Source organism: Ferrimonas sp. SCSIO 43195, assembly GCF_023716685.1.
GTDB lineage: Bacteria > Pseudomonadota > Gammaproteobacteria > Enterobacterales > Shewanellaceae > Ferrimonas > Ferrimonas kyonanensis.
In genome coordinates this window covers 3,321,281-3,344,420 of record NZ_CP072679.1, presented here as the reverse complement: position 1 = coordinate 3,344,420, position 23,140 = coordinate 3,321,281, and the positions used below count along the sequence as shown (strand labels likewise).

The 23,140-nt window shown below is 58.2% G+C and carries 14 protein-coding genes; 8 read left to right on the top strand and 6 right to left on the bottom strand.

The annotated features are described in order from the left end of the window. The first annotated feature begins 605 nt into the window (after positions 1–605). From J8Z22_RS15555 to J8Z22_RS15535, 5 genes are all read left to right on the top strand, one after another. Positions 606–3,224: a TonB-dependent siderophore receptor gene (locus J8Z22_RS15555; RefSeq protein ID WP_252006996.1), complete on the top strand. Its 2,619-nt coding sequence runs from the start codon at positions 606–608 to the stop codon at positions 3,222–3,224. A 280-nt stretch (positions 3,225–3,504) separates the two neighbouring features. Further along, entirely contained in the window at positions 3,505–5,415 is a 1,911-nt protein-coding gene (locus J8Z22_RS15550) for a methyl-accepting chemotaxis protein (protein ID WP_252006995.1), read from the top strand. 240 nt (positions 5,416–5,655) lie between these two features. Continuing rightward, complete coding sequence (locus tag J8Z22_RS15545) at positions 5,656–6,729, top strand: efflux RND transporter periplasmic adaptor subunit (RefSeq protein ID WP_028112243.1); 1,074 nt, start codon at positions 5,656–5,658, stop codon at positions 6,727–6,729. Next, on the top strand, positions 6,729–9,857 hold the full coding sequence (locus J8Z22_RS15540) for an efflux RND transporter permease subunit (RefSeq protein WP_252006994.1): 3,129 nt from the start codon (positions 6,729–6,731) through the stop codon (positions 9,855–9,857). Before J8Z22_RS15545 ends, J8Z22_RS15540 begins: the two co-directional genes overlap by 1 nt. Before the next feature lie 183 nt (positions 9,858–10,040). Further along, positions 10,041–11,588 carry a reprolysin-like metallopeptidase gene (locus J8Z22_RS15535; RefSeq protein ID WP_252006993.1) on the top strand — a complete coding sequence of 516 codons (1,548 nt, stop codon included), beginning with the start codon at positions 10,041–10,043 and terminating at the stop codon, positions 11,586–11,588. Here the strand turns inward: J8Z22_RS15535 and J8Z22_RS15530 are convergent. The 5 genes from J8Z22_RS15530 to J8Z22_RS15510 all read right to left on the bottom strand — a co-directional run bounded on the left by J8Z22_RS15530 (position 11,536) and on the right by J8Z22_RS15510 (position 18,693). Next, complete coding sequence (locus J8Z22_RS15530; protein ID WP_252010487.1) at positions 11,536–11,646, bottom strand: DUF2897 family protein; 111 nt, start codon at positions 11,644–11,646, stop codon at positions 11,536–11,538. The two genes, J8Z22_RS15535 and J8Z22_RS15530, sit on opposite strands and share 53 nt — an antisense overlap. A 141-nt stretch (positions 11,647–11,787) precedes the next feature. After that, the gene (locus J8Z22_RS15525; RefSeq protein WP_252006992.1) at positions 11,788–13,233 is read right to left on the bottom strand and encodes an efflux transporter outer membrane subunit; all 1,446 of its coding nucleotides are present in this window, start codon (positions 13,231–13,233) and stop codon (positions 11,788–11,790) included. After that, positions 13,226–16,276, bottom strand: a complete 3,051-nt coding sequence (locus J8Z22_RS15520; RefSeq protein WP_252006991.1) for an efflux RND transporter permease subunit — start codon at positions 16,274–16,276, stop codon at positions 13,226–13,228. Before J8Z22_RS15520 ends, J8Z22_RS15525 begins: the two co-directional genes overlap by 8 nt. Before the next feature lie 14 nt (positions 16,277–16,290). After that, positions 16,291–17,391: an efflux RND transporter periplasmic adaptor subunit gene (locus J8Z22_RS15515; protein ID WP_252006990.1), complete on the bottom strand. Its 1,101-nt coding sequence runs from the start codon at positions 17,389–17,391 to the stop codon at positions 16,291–16,293. Positions 17,392–17,796: 405 nt separating this feature from the next. Next, positions 17,797–18,693: a LysR family transcriptional regulator gene (locus J8Z22_RS15510; protein ID WP_028112249.1), complete on the bottom strand. Its 897-nt coding sequence runs from the start codon at positions 18,691–18,693 to the stop codon at positions 17,797–17,799. A 162-nt stretch (positions 18,694–18,855) separates the two neighbouring features. On the opposite strand from J8Z22_RS15510, the gene J8Z22_RS15505 reads away from it, so the two are divergent. Beyond that, on the top strand, positions 18,856–19,644 hold the full coding sequence (locus J8Z22_RS15505) for a tRNA-(ms[2]io[6]A)-hydroxylase (protein WP_252006989.1): 789 nt from the start codon (positions 18,856–18,858) through the stop codon (positions 19,642–19,644). On the opposite strand, the gene J8Z22_RS15500 is transcribed toward J8Z22_RS15505, so the two are convergent. Then, entirely contained in the window at positions 19,529–20,209 is a 681-nt protein-coding gene (locus J8Z22_RS15500; RefSeq protein WP_252006988.1) for a lysoplasmalogenase, read from the bottom strand. The two genes, J8Z22_RS15505 and J8Z22_RS15500, sit on opposite strands and share 116 nt — an antisense overlap. Positions 20,210–20,479: 270 nt before the next feature. Between J8Z22_RS15500 and J8Z22_RS15495 the strand changes: the two genes are divergently transcribed. After that, positions 20,480–22,222 (top strand): formate--tetrahydrofolate ligase, encoded by a 1,743-nt coding sequence (locus tag J8Z22_RS15495; protein WP_028112251.1) that lies wholly within the window; start codon positions 20,480–20,482, stop codon positions 22,220–22,222. 125 nt (positions 22,223–22,347) lie between these two features. Beyond that, positions 22,348–22,995 carry an MBL fold metallo-hydrolase gene (locus tag J8Z22_RS15490; protein ID WP_252006987.1) on the top strand — a complete coding sequence of 216 codons (648 nt, stop codon included), beginning with the start codon at positions 22,348–22,350 and terminating at the stop codon, positions 22,993–22,995. The last annotated feature ends 145 nt before the right edge of the window (positions 22,996–23,140 follow it).

The window sequence follows — 23,140 nt, the reverse complement described above, 5'->3', positions numbered from 1 at the left end:
TTAAAAGGGCGACCTTCGGGTCGCCTTTTTTATGATGAGAAGGTCGATCTGGTTTGTACTTAATATGTAAAACAGTATGACTAAATAAACGGGAGCGATATCAAGCCGAGAATATTTCGAATGAAAAACAAATCACCTGTGGTTGGAATGTGACCGAATTCAGATCCTCAATGCCATTAGTGACAAAGAAAGTTCTTTTCATTCAGGCTAAAAAAGCAGCACTTAAATTTCGAATCTGATTTATTTTTTTCTACACCCTGTCTTCAACTCATCAATAATTAACTTTTAATTAACGCGCTTAATTTATAGATGCGTTCGTCGTTGTTGCCTGATTTTCCGCTTTAAAAATAGCGGCGACTTTACATTGTGGTGACAGATTCAACCTTTTGTTAATAAATTGAGTGTGATTTGGATCACTGACAGGAGGTGGTATTAAATGCAGCATCATCGTGAGGTTGGAGTAACCTTTGCATAACAATTAATCAGATGTATTAGCGCAAAGTCGCTAAATGGAGATAATAACGATGATGATGCAATCGATTGTGTCACGAGCAGTTAAGGGAGCGTTGCTGGGCACTTTGGCAACCGCAACTTTAGTGAGCGGCGTGGCTGTTGCTGAAGAAGAAGTAAGTCAAGACGTAGAACGCATTGAAGTAACCGGTTCACGCATTAAGCGTACCGACATGGAAACCGCTTCTCCGCTGGTGGTTATCAGCTCAGAGAGCATTGAAAAGGGCGGTTTCAACTCCGTTCAGGATGTACTGGACAACCTGTCCCAGAACTCCGGCGGCTCCATGAGCCAGCAGGAAGTGCATGGCTTTACTCCTGCAGCCTCTTCCGTAAACCTGCGTGGTGTGGGTGCCGGTCGTGTTCTGACCCTGATCAACGGCAAACGTGTGCCTAAATACCCATTCGCAGCGGGTGGTACCGACAACTTTGTTGATACCGCCAATATGCCGCTGGGTGCCATCGAACGTATTGAGATCCTGACTACCGGCGCCTCGGCGATTTATGGTTCCGATGCCATGGGCGGGGTAATTAACATCATTTTGAAGAAAGATGTTGATGAAACCACGGTTAAGTATCGCTTCAGCGATACCGAAGACGGTGGAATGCAGCGCAACAACATCTCCTTCCTGACCGGTACCAGTAATGACACCTCTAACGTCACCTTCTTTGTGGAATACGATGATCGGGAAGCGTTGAAGGGCACCGATCGCCCAGAGTGGGGCACAGATCTCATTCCAGGTGCAGCCTATGCCGGCTACAGTACTTATGGCGCGACCCTGTACAAGGATATTCCTGCCACAACAAATGATGAAGTGCTCAAGACTCTGAGCGAGCAAGAGTGTACCGATCGTGGCATGAAGTATCATAGCGACCGCTGTGGTTTCGATCGTTCCGCCATGCGTGATTTCATGCCGGAGCAGCAGCGTCTGTCCACCATGATCAACTTCACCCGTGAGCTGAATGCGGATCACCAGCTGTATGGCCGCATGGATTACACCCACTCCGAGGTGTACACCGAGATCGAGCCGGCGACCTTTGGTAACAACGACTTTTTGTTTAATGTGGTTGGCGACGACGTGATCGTTAAGTCTCAGGCCTTCCCTGACATGCAGCAGACCATTACTGGCGCGGCAGCAGCAGGCTCTACCGCCTTCGGTGGCGATTTTGCCGGTTTTGACGATGGTCAGTACTACTACACCCGTCGCTTGTTGGAGATGGGCCCACGCCGTACCGACTTTGAGACCAACAACTTCTCCTTCCTGACAGGACTGGAAGGTTACCTGACCGAAGACATCGAATACGATCTGAGCTGGTCTTTTGCCCGCCAGAAAGTCAACACCGTCAGCGAAGGCAGCCCGACGGTTCAAGGCATGTTTGATTACATCGTTTCCGATGGCGGTCAGTCTATTCTGAACGAGATCTCCGCGGAAGACGCGGCGGCCATAGGCTACCAGGGCAATAAGCGCGGTGAGTCTACCCTGAGCGTGATCTCCTTTGGCATCAGCGGCGAAGCATGGGAGTTGCCAGCCGGTCCTATCGCCTACGCCGCCGGTGTGGAATACGGCCGTGAGTGGTTCTTCAGCGCCGATGACTCCTTCACCTCTGTTGGTGGTGTGTTGGGTAAGGGCGGCAGCTCTGCCGAAGGTGCTCGTAAGCAGTACGCCGGTTACGCCGAATTTGCCATTCCGGTGATCGATGAGCTGGTGGTGACCGCTGCCGGTCGTTACGATTACTATGACGACCTGTCTGATGTGGGCGGCCGATTCACTCCTCAGGTGTCGTTCGAGTACCGTCCGATGGATGAGTTGCTGCTTCGCGGCCTGTTTGCGGAAACCTTCCGTGCTCCGGATATGCAGCGCCTGTTTGGCGACCCCACCCGGGCTTATGCTGGTGTTGTCGATACCCCACGTTGTGAAGCCAGTGGTGATCCAGACTCTCCTGAGTGTCAGAAGATCGATTCCCTGCCTATCACCATTGGCGCCAACCCGAACCTGAAAGAGGAGACCGGTACCAACTGGAACCTGGGTGTGGTGTGGGATTACGAAGGCTTGAACATGAGCGTCGATTACTGGAACGTAGAAATTGACGATCTGGTGAGCGATCCTACCGCTCAGTACATCCTGGATCACGCTGATGTATATGCCGATAAGATCGAGCGTGACGCCAATGGTCAACTGGTGCAGGTCAACACCCAGGCCATCAACATGTCCAGCCAGGAAACCTCTGGTATCGACTTCAGTGTCTCTTACCTGCTGGAAGCCGGTAATCTGGGCGACTTGAAGTTCTCTCTGGACGGGACCTTCCTGACCAAGTGGGAAGAGCAGCTGACTGCCGAGTCTGACCCTATCAACAAACTGGGTGGTGAAGATTCCGCACCGAAACTGCGTGCCAACTTCAACACCGGTTGGACCTACGATGACATCGGCGTCAACTTGCTGGTTAAGTACATCGACAGCTACCACGCCGAAAACAAGGACAGCTTCCTCGAGTGGGGCATTCAAGACGAGTACGACGTCGAAGTTGACAGCCATGTTGAAGTGAACCTGATGGGCAGCTACAACTACGATGCCTGGCGCTTCACCGGTGGTATCAACAACCTGTTTGACGCCGAGCCGGAAATCGATGCCACTCAGAAGAGCTGGCCTCACTACAATCGCGGTTACTACAACGTGATTGGCCGTGAGTTCTACCTGTCTGCCGAAGTCACTTTCTAAGTCGATTTTTGTTTGATGGTAAAGCCCCGACCAGGTCGGGGCTTTTTTCTGTTTGCGGCTTGTAATTAAATGCTGTTCATTTTTGATTTTGGGCAAATAACCAGCACTTTTCACCATTCGGTTGACACTATCGTCTAAAACATCAGCTCTGATGTGTTTTTGCTTTCAATTCTGAAAGTTTTGTTCATAATTGCCGCTCTGTTTGAGATGCGTTCAGTTCCGATTCAGGGGTGAATGCCAGAGAGTCCCGTGATGGGAAGCCCAGAGACGGAAACCACCTATGTTTAATCTGCACAACCTGACCATTCAAAAACGGCTGATGATGATCGTGATCGTGGCGGTCCTGGCCTCGACGGTAGTGATCGGCGCCATCAGCCAGTTCGAAGCTCGCAAGCTGCTGGTAACCCGGATGCAGCAGTCTGAACTGCCGAGCCTGTCGCTGCGCATTCGCAATGCCATCGACCGCGAGATCAGCGTGATGAACGCCATCTCCTACAGCATTGCCAGCAACGAGTTCGCCCTGCAGGCCTTAGAGCAAGGGGCCGATGCCCTCGACGAACAGCAACTGGTGGCCTATCTGGGCCGTATTGCCCAGAAATACGATCTCAGCAATGCCAGTTTTGGCGACCGCCAGACCGCAGATTACTGGAATCAGCAGGGTTTCCTGCGTCGTCTGCAGCGCGATCAGCTGGATGGTTGGTTTTACGCGTTTCGCGACAGCGGCAAGGCCAGTCAGGCTAGCCTGTACACCTATCCGGAAGGCAACACCGATCTGTTCGTTAACTACCAGCAGTTGAATGGACGCGGCTTTGCCGGTATCTCCCGCTCCTTCGATGACATGCTGACCTATCTGAATCAGTTTCGAATTGAGAAAACCGGGTTCGTCTACCTGGTGGATGCCCAGGGTGAGGTGATGGTGCATCCGCAGAAAACCGGCAGCAACTCCCTGAGTCTGGCAGGCCTGCACGGTAACGTTGACTGGCAGCAGTTGCTCAACCGACAGGAGTTTGGCTTTGTCGAAGACGATGAGCGCATCATCGCCTCCAGTTACGTCGACAGCCTGGGGTGGTACCTGATCTCCGAGGTGCCTAAGGCAGAGTTGTATGCCGAACTGAATGCGTCGCGCAATACCATTGCTTTGTGGGCCCTGTTGGTTCTGGTGGCGTGTTCTGCCCTGGGCGTGGTGCTGTCCCGCTCTCTGTCCCGTCCCATCAACCAATTGGCCGATGTGTTCCATGACATGGGAGAGGGGGAAGGGGACCTGCGTCATCGCCTCAGCGATCAGGGCCGTTCTGAGCTGGCCCGGGTCGGTGCCGGTTTTAACAGCTTTATTGGCAAGATTCAGTTGGCCATTGGCGAGGTGTCAGAAACCTCCAGCCTGCTGCGCACCGCCGCAGGAGAGGTCTCGGCCAGTGCCCAGACGACAAGAGAAGACAGTGAGACCCAGCGTGATGAAACCATCGTAGCCGCGTCCGCCATTGAAGAGATGGGGCTGACCATTGGCGAGATCGCCCGCAATGCCGCCGAGGCCGCTGATGTAGCCGAACAGGCTAACCGGGAAGCCGGTGATGCCATGGTGGTGGTGGAGGAGTCCAGCACCACCATCAACACCATGGCGGCCGAGATGGAGCGCGCCAGCGAGGTGATCGAATCCCTTGCCCGCCACAGCAATGACATCGGCTCGGTGCTGGAGGTGATTCGTTCGGTGTCAGAACAGACCAACCTGCTGGCCCTGAACGCGGCCATCGAAGCGGCTCGGGCTGGAGAGCAGGGACGTGGCTTTGCGGTGGTGGCCGATGAGGTCCGCAACCTGGCACAGCGAACCAACGAGTCCACCGAAGAGATTCAGCAGATGATTGGCACCCTGCAGAGCGAAGCCGGCCGGGCGGTGGACGCGGTGGCCAGCGGTCGCCAACAGGCCGTCGATGGTACTCAGGCAGCGCAGCGCACCCGTGACTCTCTGACCCAGATTGCCGAGCAGATAAGGGCCATCGCCGACCTCAATGTTCAGGTGGCTACCGCTACCGAGGAGCAGTCCAGCGTCGTGACTCAGATTACCGAACACGTCACCAACATCAACGATGGTACCGAGCGTAACACTCGCACCGCGGCCGAAATGGCCAGTGCCAGCCAGGCTTTGTCGGAGCAGGCCGGAGATTTGGAACTGCTGGTCGGTCGCTTTAAAATCTGACCATAACGGTTATCGATTGACTGCCTATTCAGTCTGAATCGCAAAAAGCCCACTTTGGTGGGCTTTTTGCTGCATTTCTGCTCAGTCCATCCGTTATTTACCTTTCTGTCACAGTTCGTTACCAAAGAGTGTTAACTGCTTCACAAGCGGCTGCTGAGAATCCGCTGGCGGCTTGTTACCCTTAGTGTGGCGCGTTTTTACGTAGTACCAACAACAAGCAATCAACTTAGGCCCATAACAATGAAAAAAACAATCGTTGCCGGAGTACTGCTGAGCCTGGCGTTAGGCTCAGCGGTGTATTACAAGGAAAGCGGCAAGGCGGATCCCGGCCAGCGAGGCCAACGTCCCATGCCCTCGGTGGTGGTGACCGACGTAGTAAGGGAGCCGATGCGGCGGGAAGTGGAAGCCCTGGGAACCGTCAAGGCCCGGGAGTCGGTAGTGTTGTCGGTGAAAGTCACCGAGACCGTAGAGGCGGTGCACTTCGAAGACGGCCAGATCGTCGAGGCCGATACCCTGCTGGTGACCCTCAGAGACGGAGAGCAGCAAGCCAAGTTGCGCGCCGCCAAGGCCAACTTGCAGGAGCAGAACCGCGAATACAACCGCATTAAAGGCCTGGTCAAGGCCAAAACCATCGCCAGTTCCGAGCTGGATAAGCGGGCCACCTCCATCGATGTGGCCCGGGCGACGCTGGCACAGTATCAGGCGGAGCTGGATGCCCGCTATCTGCGCAGCCCTTTCAAGGGAGTACTGGGGTTTAGAGAGGTCAGCCCCGGCGCCCTGGTGACTCCGGGAACCGAGGTCACCACCCTGGATGACATCGACGTGGTAAAACTGGACTTTCCGGTACCAGAACGGTTCCTGTCGCGTCTGAAAAAAGGCCGCGAGGTAGAGGCCACCGCCGCCGCCTTCCCTGGGCGGGTGTTTACCGGTACCGTCGCCAGCATCGACAGCCGCATCGATCCGGTGACCCGGGCGCTGGTGGTTCGAGCCAACATCGATAACCGCGACCTGGCACTGCGACCCGGAATGTTGATGACCCTAAAGTTAATTACCGAGCAGCGGGACACGCTGGTGGTGCCGGAAGAAGCGATCATTCCCCTGCAGCAGCGTCACTACCTGTTTGTGGTCAATGCCGACAATAAAATTGAACAGCGTGAAGTCGAGGTGGGCCTGAGGGTCCGCGGCAAGGTGGAAATCCTCTCCGGCGTGGACGGCGGCGAGCAGGTGGTCACCCGGGGCATCATGAAGGTGCGTCCCGGTCAGGAGGTCAAGACCCGGACCAGTGAACGCTTCAGCGTCCAGGGAGTGGGCTGATGGTATTAACGGATCTGTCGGTCAAGCGGCCGGTATTTGCTTCGGTGATCAGCCTGCTGCTGATCGCCTTCGGCCTGGTTTCCTTTGATAAGCTGCCACTGCGGGAGTACCCCAACATCGACCCGCCGGTGGTGGACATCTCCACTAACTACCGCGGTGCTTCGGCGGCGGTAGTGGAAACCCGGATTACCCAGATCATCGAAGACCGCATCGCCGGTATCGAAGGGATCAAGAACATCACCTCATCCAGCCGTGACGGTCGATCGTCGGTGACGCTGGAGTTCAACATCGAGCGGGACATCGATGCGGCGGCTAACGATGTTCGGGATCGGGTCTCTGGACTGCTCAACAACCTGCCGGATGAGGCGGATCCTCCGGAGGTGCAAAAGGCTTCCGGCAGCTCGGAAGTGATCATGTGGCTCAACCTGCAGTCAGAGCGCATGGACACCCTGCAACTGACCGATTATGCCCGCCGTTACCTGGTGGACCGGTTGAGTGTCATCGACGGTGTGGCCAACATTCGCGTTGGCGGCGGTAAGGTGTACGCCATTCGAATCTGGGTGGATCGCCAGGCGCTGGCCGCCCGAAGTTTAACGGTGGCGGACATCGAGACCGCGCTCAGGGCGGACAACGTCGAACTGCCCGCCGGTAGCATCGAGTCTGAGAATCGCCACTTTTCGGTGCGGGTTCAGCGCAGCTTTATCGCCCCGGAAGACTTTGCCAAGCTGGTGGTTGGCCGCGGTGACGATGGGTATCTGATCCGCCTGGCGGACGTGGCTCACGTGGAGCTGGCGTCGGAGGAGGAGCGGATTGCGTTTCGGGGCAATACCGAGTCGATGATCGGCCTGGGGGTCAGTCGCCAGTCCACCGCCAACACCCTGGAGGTGGCCCGGGCGGTGCACAAACTGGTGGCGGAGCTGAACCAGACGCTGCCGGATGGAATGGCCATTAAGCGCTCCTATGACGCGTCGGTGTTTGTGCAGGCCTCCATTGACGAGGTGTACACCACCCTGGGTATCGCCATGCTGCTGGTGATTGTGGTGATCTATCTGTTTCTGGGCAGTGTGCGAGCGATGTTGATTCCGGCGGTCACGGTGCCGGTATCGCTACTGGCCACCTTTGTGGTGCTGTATGCGCTGGACTTTTCCATCAACCTGTTGACGCTGTTGGCGCTGATTCTGGCCATCGGCATGGTGGTGGATGACGCCATCGTGATGTTGGAAAACATTCACCGCCGGGTCGAGGAGGGGGAGTCGCCCCTGAAGGCGGCCTTTCTCGGAGGCCGTCAGGTGGCGTTTGCGGTCGTGGCCACCACTTTGGTGCTGATCTCGGTATTTATGCCCATCGGTTTCCTCGAGGGGGATCTTGGCAAGCTGTTTCGAGAGTTCTCCATCGCCATGAGCGCGGCGGTGGCATTTTCCTCACTGGTGGCGTTGACCCTGAGTCCGATGATGTGTTCCAAACTGCTGCAGCCGGCGGATCAGGAGCCCTGGTTGGTGAAAAAGGTCGACCAGGCGGTGGAAGCGGCCAAGGCGCGCTATCGGCGTTCGCTGGAGCAATGGCTCAAACACCCGCTGTTGGTGGTGACCATAGTGATCGTGGCCATGGCGGGCAGCGGCTTTCTGTTTTCCAAGGTGCCGTCGGAGTTCGCGCCGAAGGAGGATCGGGGCTCGATGTTTGTGTTTATCAACGGCCCCCAAGGCGCCAGCTACACCTTCATGAAAGACTACATGGACGAGATTGAGCACCGGTTGATGCCACTGGTGGAAGCCGGTGAAATCAAACGGTTGCTGATTCGCGCCCCCCGTGGCTGGGGCAGCATCGCCGATTTCTCCGGTGGCATGGCCATCATCAATCTGGAGGACTGGGGCAGCCGTCGCAGCGCCTTTGAGATCATGGCCGACATTCGCAGTCGCCTGGCAGACCTCAGTGGAGTGCGGGCGTTCCCGATCATGCGCCAGGCCTTTGGGCGGGGCGTGGGCAAGCCGGTGCAGTTTGTGATCGGCGGCGGCAGTTATGAACAGCTGGCCCAGTGGCGGGACTTAATCCTGGCCGAGGCCAAGAACAACCCCAACCTCATCGGCCTGGATCACGATTACAAGGAAACCAAGCCGCAGTTGCGGGTGGTGATTGATCGGGATCGGGCCGGTGATCTCGGCGTATCGGTGAACACCATCGGCCGGACGCTGGAATCGATGCTGGGGTCGCGGGTGGTGACCACCTTTGAGCAACAGGGCAAGGAGTACGACGTTATCATCGAAGGGCAGCGGGACAACCAGAACACCGCGGCCGACATGAGCAATCTGTATGTGCGTTCCGGTTCAACCGGTGAATTGATCCCGCTGGCCAACCTGGTGAGGGTAGAGGAGTACGCCGATGCGCCTAGGCTGAATCGCTATAACCGCATGCGCGCCATCACCATCGAGTCCAACCTGGCCGATGGTTACACCCAGGGGGAGGCGCTGGCCTACCTCAATGGCCTGGTGAACGAATTGCTGCCCATCGATGCGGTGGTCAGCTACAAGGGTGCCTCGCAGGACTACGAGGAGTCGGGCGACGCCGTGGTGTTCGTCTTTGCCCTGGCGCTGGTGGTGGTGTTCCTGGTGCTGGCGGCTCAGTTTGAAAGCTACATCCATCCGCTGGTGATCATGTTGACGGTGCCATTGGCGACCTTTGGCGCCTTGCTGGGACTCTATTTTACCGACCAAAGCCTCAACATCTACTCCGAGATTGGCATCATCATGCTGGTGGGACTGGCGGCGAAAAACGGCATCCTGATTGTCGAGTTTGCCAACCAGTTGCGGGACAAAGGGGTGAAGTTTGAGCAGGCGATCATCGACGCCTCGGTGCAGCGACTGCGGCCGATTCTGATGACCGGCATTACCACCGCGGCAGGCGCCATTCCGTTGGTGATGGCGTCCGGAGCCGGCTCAGAAACCCGCTTTGTGATTGGGGTGGTGGTGTTGACCGGCATTCTGGTGGCCACCTTTTTCACCCTGTTGGTGATTCCGGTGGTGTACAACCTGTTGGCGCGCTATACCCAGTCGCCGGAGTTTGTGGCCAGGCAACTGGACAGCGAGTTGGCGGACGACGATGTGTATCTACTGAAGCGGCGTGGTAATCGTTAGCGCGGCCCAGGCAGAGTGAAAAAACGCCACCGTTTCGGTGGCGTTTTTGTGACTGCTTCCCCCGTTGTTGGTTCGGCCTGCGTATCCCTTTGTTTGGCGATTAGCGCCGTACTTATTTCTTCTTGGTCTAGCCTTACTAGACGGCGCCCGTTGGGGCATCGGTATGGCCGCGGAGGAGTAGCGATGAGACAGTGGTTGATGGCTTTGGCGCTGATGGCAGTGCCAGCGGTGATGGCAACACCGGTGCCTCTGATTGGCGATACTCTGAGTGATGAGGCGTTCCGGCAGCGGCTGAATGACCATCGCCAATCGGTGCCCATGCCAACCCCCTCGGTGGCGGCGGCCAACCATCGCCAGGTGGATCTGTTGGTATTTGCCCCTTCCTGGGCGCAGCCTCGTCTTAGCTATGAACAGATGCTGGTGATTGCTCAACAGGGAGTGGCGGCCACCAATCAGGCGTTTATCACCTCGGGCGCTCAACTGCAGCTGAGGCTGCGGGCATTGCTGCCGGCGTCGGCGGTGCCGATGTCGACTCAGGCGGCCAGCCTGTTGAATCTGTTTGCCGACGACCTTCAGGTCCAGGCGGCACTGAATCGTTACTATGGTGCGGATCTGGCCATGCTGTTGGTGCCGGCCATGGACGATGCCGCCGGCATTGCCTTTTTGCCGGGGCAGGCATCGGTGGTGTCCTACCAGGGCTTTGCCGATTCCATTCGCAATGCGGTGTTCGCCCATGAACTGGGGCATAACTTTGGCGCCGGTCACGAGGGGGAGGCCAATGGCTTGTTTCCTTACAGCCATGCCATTGATTGTGGCTTTGGCCGTACCTTGATGTGGTCGTTTGTCAGCAATGCCACCTTGGCCAGCTTCTCCTCTCCGGGGTTGTCTGCGCCTCTGGGCTGCGGCGATGCGGTGACCGCAGACAATGGCCGCACCCTGAGTGAGTCTGCCGACTTTATCGCCGATCAGGCCCAGCCGCTGACGGAGCGGGGCACCCTGGCGTTTGTGGCCGCCAGGCTGCAAGCCGATGAGGGCAGTGCGGTTTCAGTACCGGTACGGCGAACCGACGTCAGCCAGGTTGCCGCTGCGGCGGTGCGGGTCAGCGGCAACGGCTATCAGGGGCCGGCGTTGTTGGCACTGACCTTTGAGGCCGGTGTGGAAGAGGCCATGGTTGAACTGGTTACCTCGGTGGATGGCATCAACGCCGACAGAGAGTTGCTGTTGGAATTGTTGTGGCCGTCGGGCAGTGGCGTCGGTGCCCAGAGTACGACGGTGGTCGCTCTGGCGGACGCGGATGCCAATGGCGGCCCGGGAAGCATCGTGTTTTCCCAAAGCCTCTATCAGGTCTCTGCCGGTGAGCGTGTTCAGGTTGGCTTGTCCCGGATTGGCGGGAGCCAGGGATTGTTGACGGTGCGGCTGCAGACCATCGCGTTGACCGCCGTGGCGGGGCAGGACTATGCGCCTCTGGATACCACGGTGACGTTCGCCGAGGGTGAGGTGTCAAAGAGCGTCGATGTGACGACGTTCAGCGGTGATCAGGACAGCGCCTTGCTGCTCAGGCTGACGTCGGCCGGGGGCCAGCAATCGGAGGTGCGGCTCGAACTGACGGCCACTTCCGCACCGGATTCTGGTGGCGGCGGTGGCGGTTCGTTAGGGTGGTGGGGGCTGTGGGTCGGCCTTACCCTTGTTTGTCGTCGCCGGATTCAGAGTCTGGCTTCGAATCGGGTTTAGGCAGGTTGGGTTTACCAAACTGCGGCATCTTAAAGTTAGCCGTGTGTTTGATGACCATGATGTTGCTGACAATGATGCCGAGGATCAGGGCGATCAGAAGCCATGCTTGCCAATTTTCCATGAGGACTCTGTCTGTGGGAACCTTGGTTCAAGTGTACCACAGTGGTGCCCGCCGGGAAGGGCGGGCACCCAGTTGCCATTAGCCTGGCTGAGGCCAGCGTCCCCCCAAAGATTTGTACAGTGCCACCACCAGCTGGGCATGTTGAGTCTGTGCCTGCAACAGTTCAAGGTCCGCCTGATGACCGACGCTTCTTGCCTTGAGGCGGTCGATGCCGCTGGCCAGGCCGCTGCTGGCCAGAGCGTCGGTGCGCGTGACCGCTTCTCTGGTCTGAGCCCTGGCCAGGGACAGCGACTGCAGGTGGGCCTGGCTGTTGCCGTAAGCGTTCAGCAGGGTTTCCACTTCACCAAAGGCGGCCAGCAGCGTGCGTTGGTACTCCAAGGCGGCGATGTCGACCTGTGACTGTGCCACGGCTTCCAGTGCATCCCTCAGGCCACCGTCAAACAGGCTCCAGTTCACGCCAGCGCCGAAGCTCCAGGCACTGGCGCCGCTGGCAAACAAGTCACCAAAGTCGCTGGCGGCCACACCCGGGGCGCCGGTCAGGTAGAAGCTGGGGTATTGGTTGGCAATGGCGACCCCTAACTCGGCATTGGCGACCTTCATCTGCCGTTCGGCAAACCGAATGTCCGGTCGGCGTTGCAACAACTCCGACGGCAGCCCCACCGGAATCACACCGCTAACCTGGGGCAGAGGCCGCGGCGAGGCCAGACTCGTTAGCAGAGCCGATGACGGCTGGCCGGTTAAGATGGCCAAACGACGACTGTGGGCATCGATGACACTGTCAAACTGGGGCAGCACCGCTTGCAGCTGTGCCTGCTGGGCGCGGACTTGTGCCGGTTCGATCCCCGAAGCCAGACCACTGTCATAGAGGCTCTCCACCCGCTGTAACAGGGCCTGCAGGTCCTGCTGCTGGCTGATGACAATCCGTTGTTGTTGTTGGGCACTGCGCAGTTGCAGGTAGTTATTGACCACGGCACTGACCACCAACATGCGTGTGCCGTCGGCAACGATGGCAACTTGATCGGCCCTGGCCTGAGTGGCTTCCACCAGGCGGGCGGTTTTACCAAACAGATCCGGCTCCCAGGCGGCACTCAAGCCTAGGTAAGACGCCTGAAAGTGCCGGCTGGCCAGAGGCATGCCAAGAGGTTGGCCACCCACTGAGGGGTGACGAAGTGGCCCGCCGATTGGCCCTTGCTCGCTGAGCATACCGGCGCTGAAGCCGCCGCCGACGCCGATTTGTGGTAGCGAGGTAGCGGACACGGCCTGACGGTAGCTGTCCGCCAACTTGACCCGCTCCTGGGCAGCCAGCACGTGCAGGTTTTGGGATAGTGCCTGTTGCACCAGTTGGTTGAGCATCGGATCGTCGAACTGTTGCCACCAGCTCAACTCGATGCTGGCCGATTGAGTCGAGGCCGACGTCTGCCAGCTGTCGGGTTGTTCACTGTGAGCGCCTGGGCCGTGATAATCCGGGCCGACGGCGCAGCCACTCAGAAGCAGCGCCAGAGTGAGGGGAATCAGCTTACGCATTGTGTTGCTCCTGTTGTACGGGCACCCGATACAGCACCGCATAGAAAACCGGCATAATCAGCAAGGTTAAAAAGGTGGCCACCGACAAGCCGCCAATGATGGTGGCTGCCATGGGCCCGAACAGGGGATCCCACCACAGCGGAATCATCCCCAGCACGGTTGTTAAAGCGGCCATGCTGATGGCCAGAGTACGATTGACCGCGGCCTCCACCAGGGCATCGAAGGCACTGCGGCCATTGGCAATTTCCATGTTGATCTGGTCCATCAACACGATGCCGTTTTTGATGATCATCCCCGACAGGGCGATGACCCCCACCAACGCCATAAATCCAAAGGGCATGTTGGCCATCAGCAGCATGGGGATCACCCCCATCAACGCCAGCGGAATGGTCATGACGATCACCAAGGGTTGTCGCAGGCCGTTGAACATGGCCACCATCAGGATCAGCATCATTACTCCGGCCTTGGGCAGTTGCGCGAAGATGTCTTTGACCGAGCGATCTTCGTCGTAAAACTCGCCGCCCCAGGCCATGGTGTAACCGTCCGGCAGTTCAATGGCGTCGATGGCATCGGCAATCTGCTGACGAGCCTGAGAGGCAAACATCCCTTCGACATCGGCTTGAACGGTCATGGTTCGAACCCGATCGCGGCGCCAAATCTGGCCCTCTTCGAAGCCGAGGTCAAAGCGGTCCACCACCTGCCCCATGGGAACCGAGTGTCCCCCCAGCAGCGGCTTGACCGGAAGTGTCAGCAGGGTGCTGAAATCATTGCGCTCGATGGGCGGTTGCCGCAACAGCACCGGAAGTCGATCCTGACCCTGATACAGGTTGGCCACCAGCAGCCCGTCAGTGGCGCGGGCCAACGCCAGATTGACGTCGTTGCGAGTCACGCCAGCCAGACGGGCGTTATCCTGATTAAACGCCGGGATCAGCACTTTGCTGGGCTGGCGCCAGTCATCGCGAATGTACTGCAGGTGGGGGTGAGCCTGCATGATCGCTTTAGCCTGCGCGGCAAGCTGGCGCAACACCAGTGGATCGGGGCCGGAAAAACGGGCCTCGATATTGAATTTATCCACCGTGGCCAGCTTCAGCGGTCGGAATCGAGGTTCGGCCTGGGGAAATTCGGCTTTGAGGAAGGCATTGCCTCGACGGCGCAATTCCGGAATCTGGTCGAATCGCTGCAGGCTGACCAGAATCTGACCATAGGCGGGATCATTCGGCTCCGGTTCATAGGTCACGGTGAAGCGGGGGGCGCCGCCACCGATGAAGCTGGCAATGTGGGTCACCTCGGGTTGTTGCAGTAACCACTGTTCTATCTTGGCCATGTCGGCGGCGGTGTTCTGCAGGTCTCCTCCCTGAGGCAACCAGTAGTCGACAAAGGTAATGGCTCGATCAGAACCGGGCATGAAGTTGACCAGAATCTTAGTACTGAGCAGGCCGGTAGCCACCAGGGCCAGGGCCACTACGGCCAGAGTTCGTTTGCGATGAGTGAGAATTCGGGTGATCAACCGGCGCGAGTGACGCTGCCAGGCGGGCTCTGGCTGGGCATCGGCAGCGGGCCGATAAAACTGCCAACACAACAACGGCGTGAGGGTAACCGCGACGATCCAGCTGAGCATCAAAGAGGAGGCCATCACCTTGAACAGGTCAATGGCGAACTCCGCAGCCGACGTCTGGCTGAACAACACCGGCGTGGTGGCGGCGATGGCGATGAGAGTGGCGGCCAGCAAGGGGATGGCGGTCTCTTTTACCGCTTCGGCCGCGGCCCGGTCACGGTCGGTGCCGGTTCTAAGCTTGGCGATAAACAGGTCGGTGATGACGATGGCGTTGTCCACCAGCATGCCCAAGGCCAGAATGAAGGCACCCACGGATACGCGGTGCAGATCCACCGCGCCTATCTTCATGTACACCAGGGTGAGTAACAGGGTAACGGCAAGACTGGCACCGACAATGCTGGCGCTGCGCCAGCCCATAAACAGCCACAGTACCAGTACCACAATGGCGATGGAGCTGAGTAAATTGCCGACAAAGTTATTGACGGATTTTTGCACTTCGTCTGGCTGAAACACGATGGTATGAACCTGAACACCTGCGGGCATTCTGGCTTCGAAGTCGGCGATGGCCTGTTTCAGAGTATCGCCGATGGCGACGACATTGATGCCATTTTTCGGATTCACAGCAACGGTAATGGCTGCCTGGCCGTTGTATCGACTCATGGACAGCGGGGTGTCGCTGTCCGCCTCATGCACCTTGGCCACATCACCAAGACGGAAGCGGTCGTCGCCCACTGGCCCGGCTCCGCCTCTTAGGGTCAGGTTTCGCAGTGCGTCAACGGAGTCCAGAGTGTCGGTCTGAGTGATGCGAATCCGCTCGTAGCCCAGGGTCATCTGTCCCGGGTGGCTGACCAGGTTCTGGCTCTGCAGCTGATCAAACAGCTGTACCGGCGTCAGGCGGAATTTAGCCAGCTTGGCCTCATCGATTTCGATGTGGATGGATCGTTCACGCAGTCCCTGTAGCAGCACCTTGTTGACGCCGTTTACGGCCTTTAACTGGCGCTGCAGTTGGCGGGCATAGTGATTCAGCTCAAGCGCAGGAATACCGTCGCCGCTGACAGCAAACAGCATGCCATAGACTTCGGAGAACTCGTCAATCACCACCGAGACCTGAGCTTCCAGCGGCAGTTCCAGTTTCACGTCGTTGACTTTACGTCGCAGCAGATCCCAGTGCTGGGGTAACTCGGCGCCGGTGGTGGTTTCCACCAGTTCGACGAAAATCATCGACTGGCCGGGGCGGCTGACGGAACGCAGTTTCCACAACTTGCCCATCTGCTGCAGTTTGCGCTCCATGACGTCGGTGACTCTGGATTCGACCTCTTCGGCGCTGGCACCTGGGTAGAGGGTAACCACGGCGGCGGTCTTTACCGTAAAGGCAGGGTCTTCCAGTTTGCCCATGGCGCTGTAGCCGTACAGCCCCAGTAAGCACAGCAGCGTAGTAAGAAAACTGGCAAAGAAGCGTTTGTTGATGGTTAGGGTAGCCGGATTCATCGATGGCGTTCCTCTCACAACTGCGCCTGCTGGTCATCCAGCAGAACCGTGCCGACAGGAGCGCCGTCGTCAAAATAGGCGGCGCCGGAGATCACCAGTTGATCGCCCTGGTTCAGTGCGCCGTTAACCCGAATTTGATCACTTTCTAAGCCACTGACCGTGACCGCAACCCGCCTCAAAGTCTGATGATCGAGGACTGCGACGTAGTGGTGTGTTCCGTCGCTTTGGACGGCACTGCTGGGCACCAGGTGGCCACTGTGATTGTCGATGGGCAGCGATATCCGCAGCAAGCCGGTTTGCTCCGGCCACCCATGCTTGGGTTGGTCGTCGAGTCGAGCCGTGACTCGAAAACTTCGAGACAGCAGATTGGCCGAGCGGCGAATTTCATGAATGGAGGCACTGAGAGACTGCTGTTGACCGGTGGCGTTAAAGCGAACCTTCTGGCCCGGCATCAGCCGCTGGGCGATCTGTTCAGGCACGTCCATTTGCACCTCGTAACCGCTGAGTCCATGCAGGGTCAGCACCGGTGAGGTGGGAATCGCCTGTTCGTGGGGCTCAATGCTGATGCTGGCGACGATGCCGTCAAACGGTGCATTGAGTACGCTGTAGCGTTTGGCATCGCGCATCATCTGCAGTCGCTGCTCCACCACGGTGACTGAGGCTTCGCTGCGCTCGACGGCGGTGTTGGCACGATCCAGTTCGACTCGGGCAATGGCGTCTTCAGCATTGGCAGTAAGCACTCGCTTTCGCTCCTGGCGGGCTTGTTTTGCCTGCGCCTTGGCTTCTCTCAGTCGCGCCTGGTACTCGGTGATCTGGACATCAAAATCATGAGGATCCAGTCGCATCAACGGCTGTCCCTTGGCCACCGTATCGCCCTCTTTGGCTCCGATCGCCGCGACAGGCCCGGGCACGCGAAATGCCAGTTCGGCGGTATCGATGGGAACCAGCATGGCGGGCAGGGTCAGTGTTTCCTGTTGCTGGGCCGCGGTCAGAGTGATGGCCCGAATGGGACGGGGGGTTTTGTCGGCGTAATGCGGGGCTTCGTGGCTGCAGCCTGCCAGAATCAGGCTCAGAGCCAGGCTGCTGAGGAGCATCGGAGTGGACAGGGATTTCATAGTGGTGTCTTTGATTGGGAATATTGGGGGCAAGTGTAAAGAGCGATGCGGTGCCGATGAACCGTCATCACTAAGAATCACTTTCACGATAATTGATAAAATAGGCCGGGTTCTCAGCGCCTATTGAACAGCTATTCGATAAAATCCGCGACCAGGCAACGGCGGCGGCTGGGCGGCATCAACCGCTGAGGGCCGTTGCTGTGGCGGCTGGCGAGGTTGGCAGTCTTCACTGCCGACGAAAGTTGCTACTGGCTGGTCTGACTGGGGCAGGGGAGCCCGGGCCGTGAACCTGAATCAATGCAGGGAGAGTGCACGGATTGGGGAGTTGATGATACACGACCCGGGATGGTGTTTATGGTAAGCCCGGAGCGACTCGGCATTAACCCTCTTTGAGCAGAATCACTTTTACAGAATGTGATAAAGTGCCGGGTCGTTTTTGGTGGCGGTCAGGATAAACTCGATGAAGTCCTTCAGCAGTCGGGTCTGCAGTTGCCGGCTGGAATAGATGAGCCAGATATCCTCACCAAAGCTGGGGTCGCCTTCAAACAGTTGAATCAGTTTGCCCTCTTGAATCAGAGGGAAGGCGATCAAGTTGGGTAAAAATCCGATGCCATGATTGCTGAGTAGTAAGTCACCGAGCAGCGATTGTTGGTTGACGATGAAGTCACCGCGAACCTTGACCCGATTGTGGGGGTCCACTTGCCAGTCGTCGTCCAGTTGGCCGTTGGGCATGCGGAACAGCACGCAGTTGTGCTGTGCCAGCTCCTCCGGGCGCTGGGGACGACCGTGCTTGGCCAGGTAGTCAGGGGTGGCCACCACCAGCCGGCGCAACTTCCCTGCCAGGCGGGCCACCTGGCTGGAGTCCCGCTGTTTGCCCAGACGCATGCCAAGGTCAAAGCCGTTTTCAACCAGATCCAGCTCTCGATCGGAAACCACGATGTCAAAGGTCACCCCGGGATGAAGCTGCTGATACTGTTGAAGGAACGGCAGTATCAGGTTGGAGTCGGCAAACATCTGAATTCGCAGTCGGCCCTTAAGCTCCTGTTGGGCACCTTGCAGCTCCTGCAGGGTGTTGTTCAGCTCATTGAGTAACGGGCGGGTGCGTTGATAAAACTGGTCACCGGCCTCGGTGATTCTCAACTGCCGGGTGGTGCGTTGAAATAACATGAAGCCGAGATCTTGTTCCAGCGCCTTGATGCGACGACTGACATTGGCCACCGGCAGATCGGAGATGGTGGCGGCCTGAGTAAAGCTCTGGCAGTCGGCGACCAGATGGAACAGGCTTAGATCTTCGGTTTTCATGAGGTTGCTCTCCCTATCGAACTCTGAATCATACCATTGATTTCTTATAGGCTACTGAACGTAGAGGCAGAAAGTGTCATAAGCTCGCCGCGGTGTCTTGGCCTTGTCTTATGGGGCGCAGCCGCTACCATGGGGCCAGTGTTAAGCTGGCAAGGGAGTGCTATGGAATCGTTGCTGTTGCCCATCAGGCAGTTTTTGTGTTGTGCCACCCCGGGGGCCTGGATTGAGCTGGCACGTCAACCCCAGTCTCAGTCGTTGATTCTGCAGGACCATCTACTGTGTGAATTGAAGGCCGCGCAGTCGGCGGCCTGGTTGCTGCGTCGCTATGTGCTTGATGAGCGCAGCAGCCAGCGGCTGCAAGCTTGTCTCGCTCCCTACTCGGCCACCGTGTATCAGCCGCAGCGATTAGCACAACTGCCTCGGCCCGAGCTCAGCGTGTCTGAGTTGTCGCGACGGCAGGGTGGGGTCGGGTCTGAGGCGCTGCTGGAGAAGATGGTTCGGCTCATCAAAGAAGAGCTGCACCATTTCAACCAGGTACACCAGTTAATGCAGTCCAGGGGCATCGCTGTGCAGCCGCTGTCTGCCTCTCGTTATGCGTCGGGTCTGTTAGCTGAGGTGCGCACCTTTGAGCCCCAGGCGCTGGTGGATAAACTGATCATCGGTGCCTACATCGAAGCCCGCTCCTGTGAGCGTTTTGCGGCCCTAGCTCCGCATCTGGACGGAGAGCTGCAGCGCTTTTACCTGTCGTTGCTGCGCTCCGAGGCGCGCCATTTCGAGGATTATCTGGTGTTGGCTCGGCAGATCAGCCCGGAGGTCATCGACCCCCGGATCGAGGTCATCGGTGCACGGGAGCGTCAGTTGATCCTGTCGGCAGACACTCAGTTTCGGTTTCACTCCGGTGTGCCGACACCCAGCCGGTCACCAGCAGCAATAACGCCGCAAAGTAGCTGATGAATATGGTGCTCATCCCTAACTGGCTGTGCCAGTAGAAGGTGTCGAAGGCGATAAAGCTGTCGGACAGCAGAAACAGCAGTGCGCCGGCTTGGGTGGCCGGATTGAGGTTGGCACGCAGGGCGCCCATGACCATGGCGGTCAGCAGCAGGCTGTAGAGGCCGATTAGGGGGGCTCGCCAATCGAAGAACGGCCACAACAGCCACAGGAAGATCACCGTACCCACCGGCATTCCCAGCCACTGCCAGCTTGGCCGCCGGCCAGGACGGCGCCAAAACAGCCAGCACAACCCGAACTGGGTGATGGCAAAGGCGGCCAGGCCCAGATGCAGGTGGGAGTGGTGGCCAAAGTCCAGAAAAACATCACCAACGGCGGCGGCCAGCAGAGCGATGACCCAGGGGCTGCGGTCACGATGGGGCAAGTGCCTCAGGCAGTAGGCGGCCAAAAGCAGCGCCGGCAGGGCTTTGAGCAGGTAGCTGAGTGGGTAGGGGCGCCAGGCTTCCGTCAGGGTGTAGGCGACGGCGCAGGCCACGGCGGCGGTCAGCAGCCAGCGGGACTGATTCATTCCATTCCTTGAGAGTTATCAGGTTTACTCTTTTTTGACATACTTTTCAGTCGGTTCCAAGTTGGTGTTTCGATAGGGTGACAGTGTATTAGCCGCCACCTGGGGCGACGATTATGTTGTTACCTTATGATTTTAAAGAAAATTTATCGTGGCGGCTGCCCCGGCCCAGGCGATTGAAGCGGAACACACTTTTTATCGTAAAATTGTCTGAAATTGGCCATTGATCCAGTACAATGTCGGCGATTCTAGCGTGGTACCCGGAAAATAATAATGAAATCAGACATTGCCATCTCTCAATCTGCTTGTTTATCCGCAATCACTGACGTTGCGGCCGCCGCTGGCATTCAGCCACAAGAACTGATCCCCCAGGGGCAATACAAAGCCAAATTGAGCTATTCACTGCTTCACCGTGCCAGCAACGCGCCACAGGGCAAGTTGGTGCTGGTGACGGCCATTACTCCCACTCCGTTAGGCGAAGGCAAAACGGTTACTACCATCGGCTTGTCTCAGGGGCTGAAGGCCATTGGCAAGAAGGTCATGGCGTGCATTCGCCAGCCCAGCATGGGGCCGGTGTTTGGCGTAAAAGGCGGTGCAGCCGGTGGCGGTTACAGCCAGGTGGCGCCGATGGAGGAGCTGAACCTGCACCTGACCGGCGACATTCATGCGGTGACGGCGGCCCATAACCTGGCAGCGGCGGCCATCGATGCCCGTTTGTATCACGAGCTGCGTCACGGCGAAGCGTTTGAAGCCAAAACCGGACTGACGCCGTTGGGGCTGCAAGCCGACTCGGTGGTGTGGGGACGTGTGGTCGACATGAACGACCGGGCCCTGCGAAAGATCAAGATAGGGCTTAACGAGCCGGGCAAGACCATTAACGGCATTGAGCGCGAGTCCGGTTTTGACATCTCGGCGGCGTCCGAGTTGATGGCCATCCTGGCCCTGGCCAGCGACCTGAACGATCTGCGGGCTCGTCTCGGTCGTGTGGTCCTGGCCTACAGCAACACTGGCAAGCCGGTCACCGCCGAAGACATCGGGGTCGCCGGCGCGATGGCGGCGATTTTGCGCGATGCCGCTCAGCCGACACTGATGCAGTCTCTGGAAGGGGTACCGACCCTGGTGCACGCCGGTCCGTTCGCCAACATTGCTCACGGCAACTCCTCCATCATTGCCGATCGCATGGCCCTGGGGCTGGCGGATGTGGTGGTGACCGAAGCCGGATTTGGCTCCGACATGGGCTTTGAAAAGGCCTGCAACATTAAGGCTCGTGCCGCGGGGCGTGGACCGGATGCGGCGGTGGTGGTCGCTACCCTGCGTGGTCTCAAGGCCAACTCCGGTCGCTACGACCTGCGTCCGGGTCAGCCGTTGCCGGAGTCGATCTTTAACGAGGATGCCGAGGCCCTGGCTGGCGGTTTTGCCAACCTGAAATGGCACATCGACAATGCCGCTCGTTACGGCGTGCCGGTGGTGGTGGCACTGAACCGATTCCCCGATGACAGCGATGCCGAACTGCAGTGGCTCGCTGACAAGGTCAAACAGGCCGGTGCCCAGGTGGCGTTGTCCGAAGCGTTTGCCAAAGGCGGCGAGGGTGCCACCGAGCTGGCTCAGGCGGTGATGACTGCGCTCAGCCAACCGGCCGAGTTTGCCCCTCTGTATCGGTGTGACCAGCCGCTGGAGCACAAACTGCTGACTATGGCGGAAGTGGCCTACGGGGGGAACGGCATCGAGTTGTCGGAGCAGGCCAAGGCCGACATCGAACGCCTGACCGAGCTGGGCTATGGTGACTTGCCGGTGTGCATGGCGAAAACGCCGCTGTCCATCAGCCATGATCCGTCCCTGAAAGGGGTGCCGACCGACTTTGAGATCCCGGTTCGCGGCCTGCGCCTGTGCGCCGGTGCCGGATTTATCTATGTGTTGACCGGCAATGTGATGACCATGCCCGGTCTGCCGGAAAAACCGGCCTACCTCAGTATCGACATCGATGAGCAGGGCAACATCGTCGGCATCGACGAATAGACCATGGTGGCTGGCGCTGCGGATTTCCGGGGCGTCGTCCTACTGTTGGATCGGCAACATTGGCACCGCAACCCGCGGCGGCTGTGATACTCTAAAGAGACTGATTTCGTCGAGTTTGTGTAGTTATGAAATACCAGATTGTTCCTGTTACCCCGTTTCAGCAAAACTGTTCCTTGGTGTGGTGTTCGCAGACCAATAAAGGGGCGGTGATTGATCCCGGTGGCGATCTTGAGATGATCGAAGCCGCCATCGCTTCACAAGGCATTGAGATTGAGAAAGTGCTGTTGACCCATGCGCACATCGATCACGCCGGAGCTTCACGGATGCTGGCGGATAAACTGCAGGTTCCTCTGGTTGGCCCTCATAAGGCCGACCAGTTCTGGCTGGACCAACTGCCTCAGCAGGCGCAGATGTTTGGCCTGGCCCTGACCCAGGCGTTTCAGCCGGACCGCTACCTGGAGGATGGTCAGGCGGAAACCGTGGGCAACCTGACCCTGAATGTGCTGCATACGCCGGGGCATACGCCGGGTCATGTGGTGTTTCATGATGCCGACAGCGGCACCGCCTTCGTGGGGGATGTGCTGTTCAGCGGCTCTATCGGCCGAACCGATTTCCCGATGTCCAATCATGGCGATCTGATCGCCTCCATCACTCAGAAGTTGTGGCCTTTGGGGGATGCGACCGAGTTTGTGCCCGGCCATGGGCCTAATTCCACTTTTGGTGCCGAGCGGCGCTCCAACCCGTTCGTGGCCGACGCCGTGTTGGCCGGTTGATGCTGACGACAGCGTGAACAAGAGCCGGCCTTGAGCCGGCTTTTTTATGACTGACGCTTAAATCCTGTTCAATGAGCGTGCTTCATTTGCCCGAGATCAAGCCGGAAGCCGTTGACGGTCTCCGTCGCCTCGAATCGGCCTGACA

Coding starts and splice junctions, on each gene's coding strand:
- J8Z22_RS15545 (WP_028112243.1), top strand. CDS start 5,656: ATGAAAAAAACAATCGTTGCCGGAGTACTGCTGAGCCTGGCGTTAGGC.
- J8Z22_RS15550 (WP_252006995.1), top strand. CDS start 3,505: ATGTTTAATCTGCACAACCTGACCATTCAAAAACGGCTGATGATGATC.
- J8Z22_RS15495 (WP_028112251.1), top strand. CDS start 20,480: ATGAAATCAGACATTGCCATCTCTCAATCTGCTTGTTTATCCGCAATC.
- J8Z22_RS15490 (WP_252006987.1), top strand. CDS start 22,348: ATGAAATACCAGATTGTTCCTGTTACCCCGTTTCAGCAAAACTGTTCC.
- J8Z22_RS15525 (WP_252006992.1), bottom strand. CDS start 13,233: ATGCGTAAGCTGATTCCCCTCACTCTGGCGCTGCTTCTGAGTGGCTGC.
- J8Z22_RS15520 (WP_252006991.1), bottom strand. CDS start 16,276: ATGAATCCGGCTACCCTAACCATCAACAAACGCTTCTTTGCCAGTTTT.
- J8Z22_RS15500 (WP_252006988.1), bottom strand. CDS start 20,209: ATGAATCAGTCCCGCTGGCTGCTGACCGCCGCCGTGGCCTGCGCCGTC.
- J8Z22_RS15515 (WP_252006990.1), bottom strand. CDS start 17,391: ATGAAATCCCTGTCCACTCCGATGCTCCTCAGCAGCCTGGCTCTGAGC.
- J8Z22_RS15510 (WP_028112249.1), bottom strand. CDS start 18,693: ATGAAAACCGAAGATCTAAGCCTGTTCCATCTGGTCGCCGACTGCCAG.
- J8Z22_RS15505 (WP_252006989.1), top strand. CDS start 18,856: ATGGAATCGTTGCTGTTGCCCATCAGGCAGTTTTTGTGTTGTGCCACC.
- J8Z22_RS15540 (WP_252006994.1), top strand. CDS start 6,729: ATGGTATTAACGGATCTGTCGGTCAAGCGGCCGGTATTTGCTTCGGTG.
- J8Z22_RS15530 (WP_252010487.1), bottom strand. CDS start 11,646: ATGGTCATCAAACACACGGCTAACTTTAAGATGCCGCAGTTTGGTAAA.
- J8Z22_RS15535 (WP_252006993.1), top strand. CDS start 10,041: ATGAGACAGTGGTTGATGGCTTTGGCGCTGATGGCAGTGCCAGCGGTG.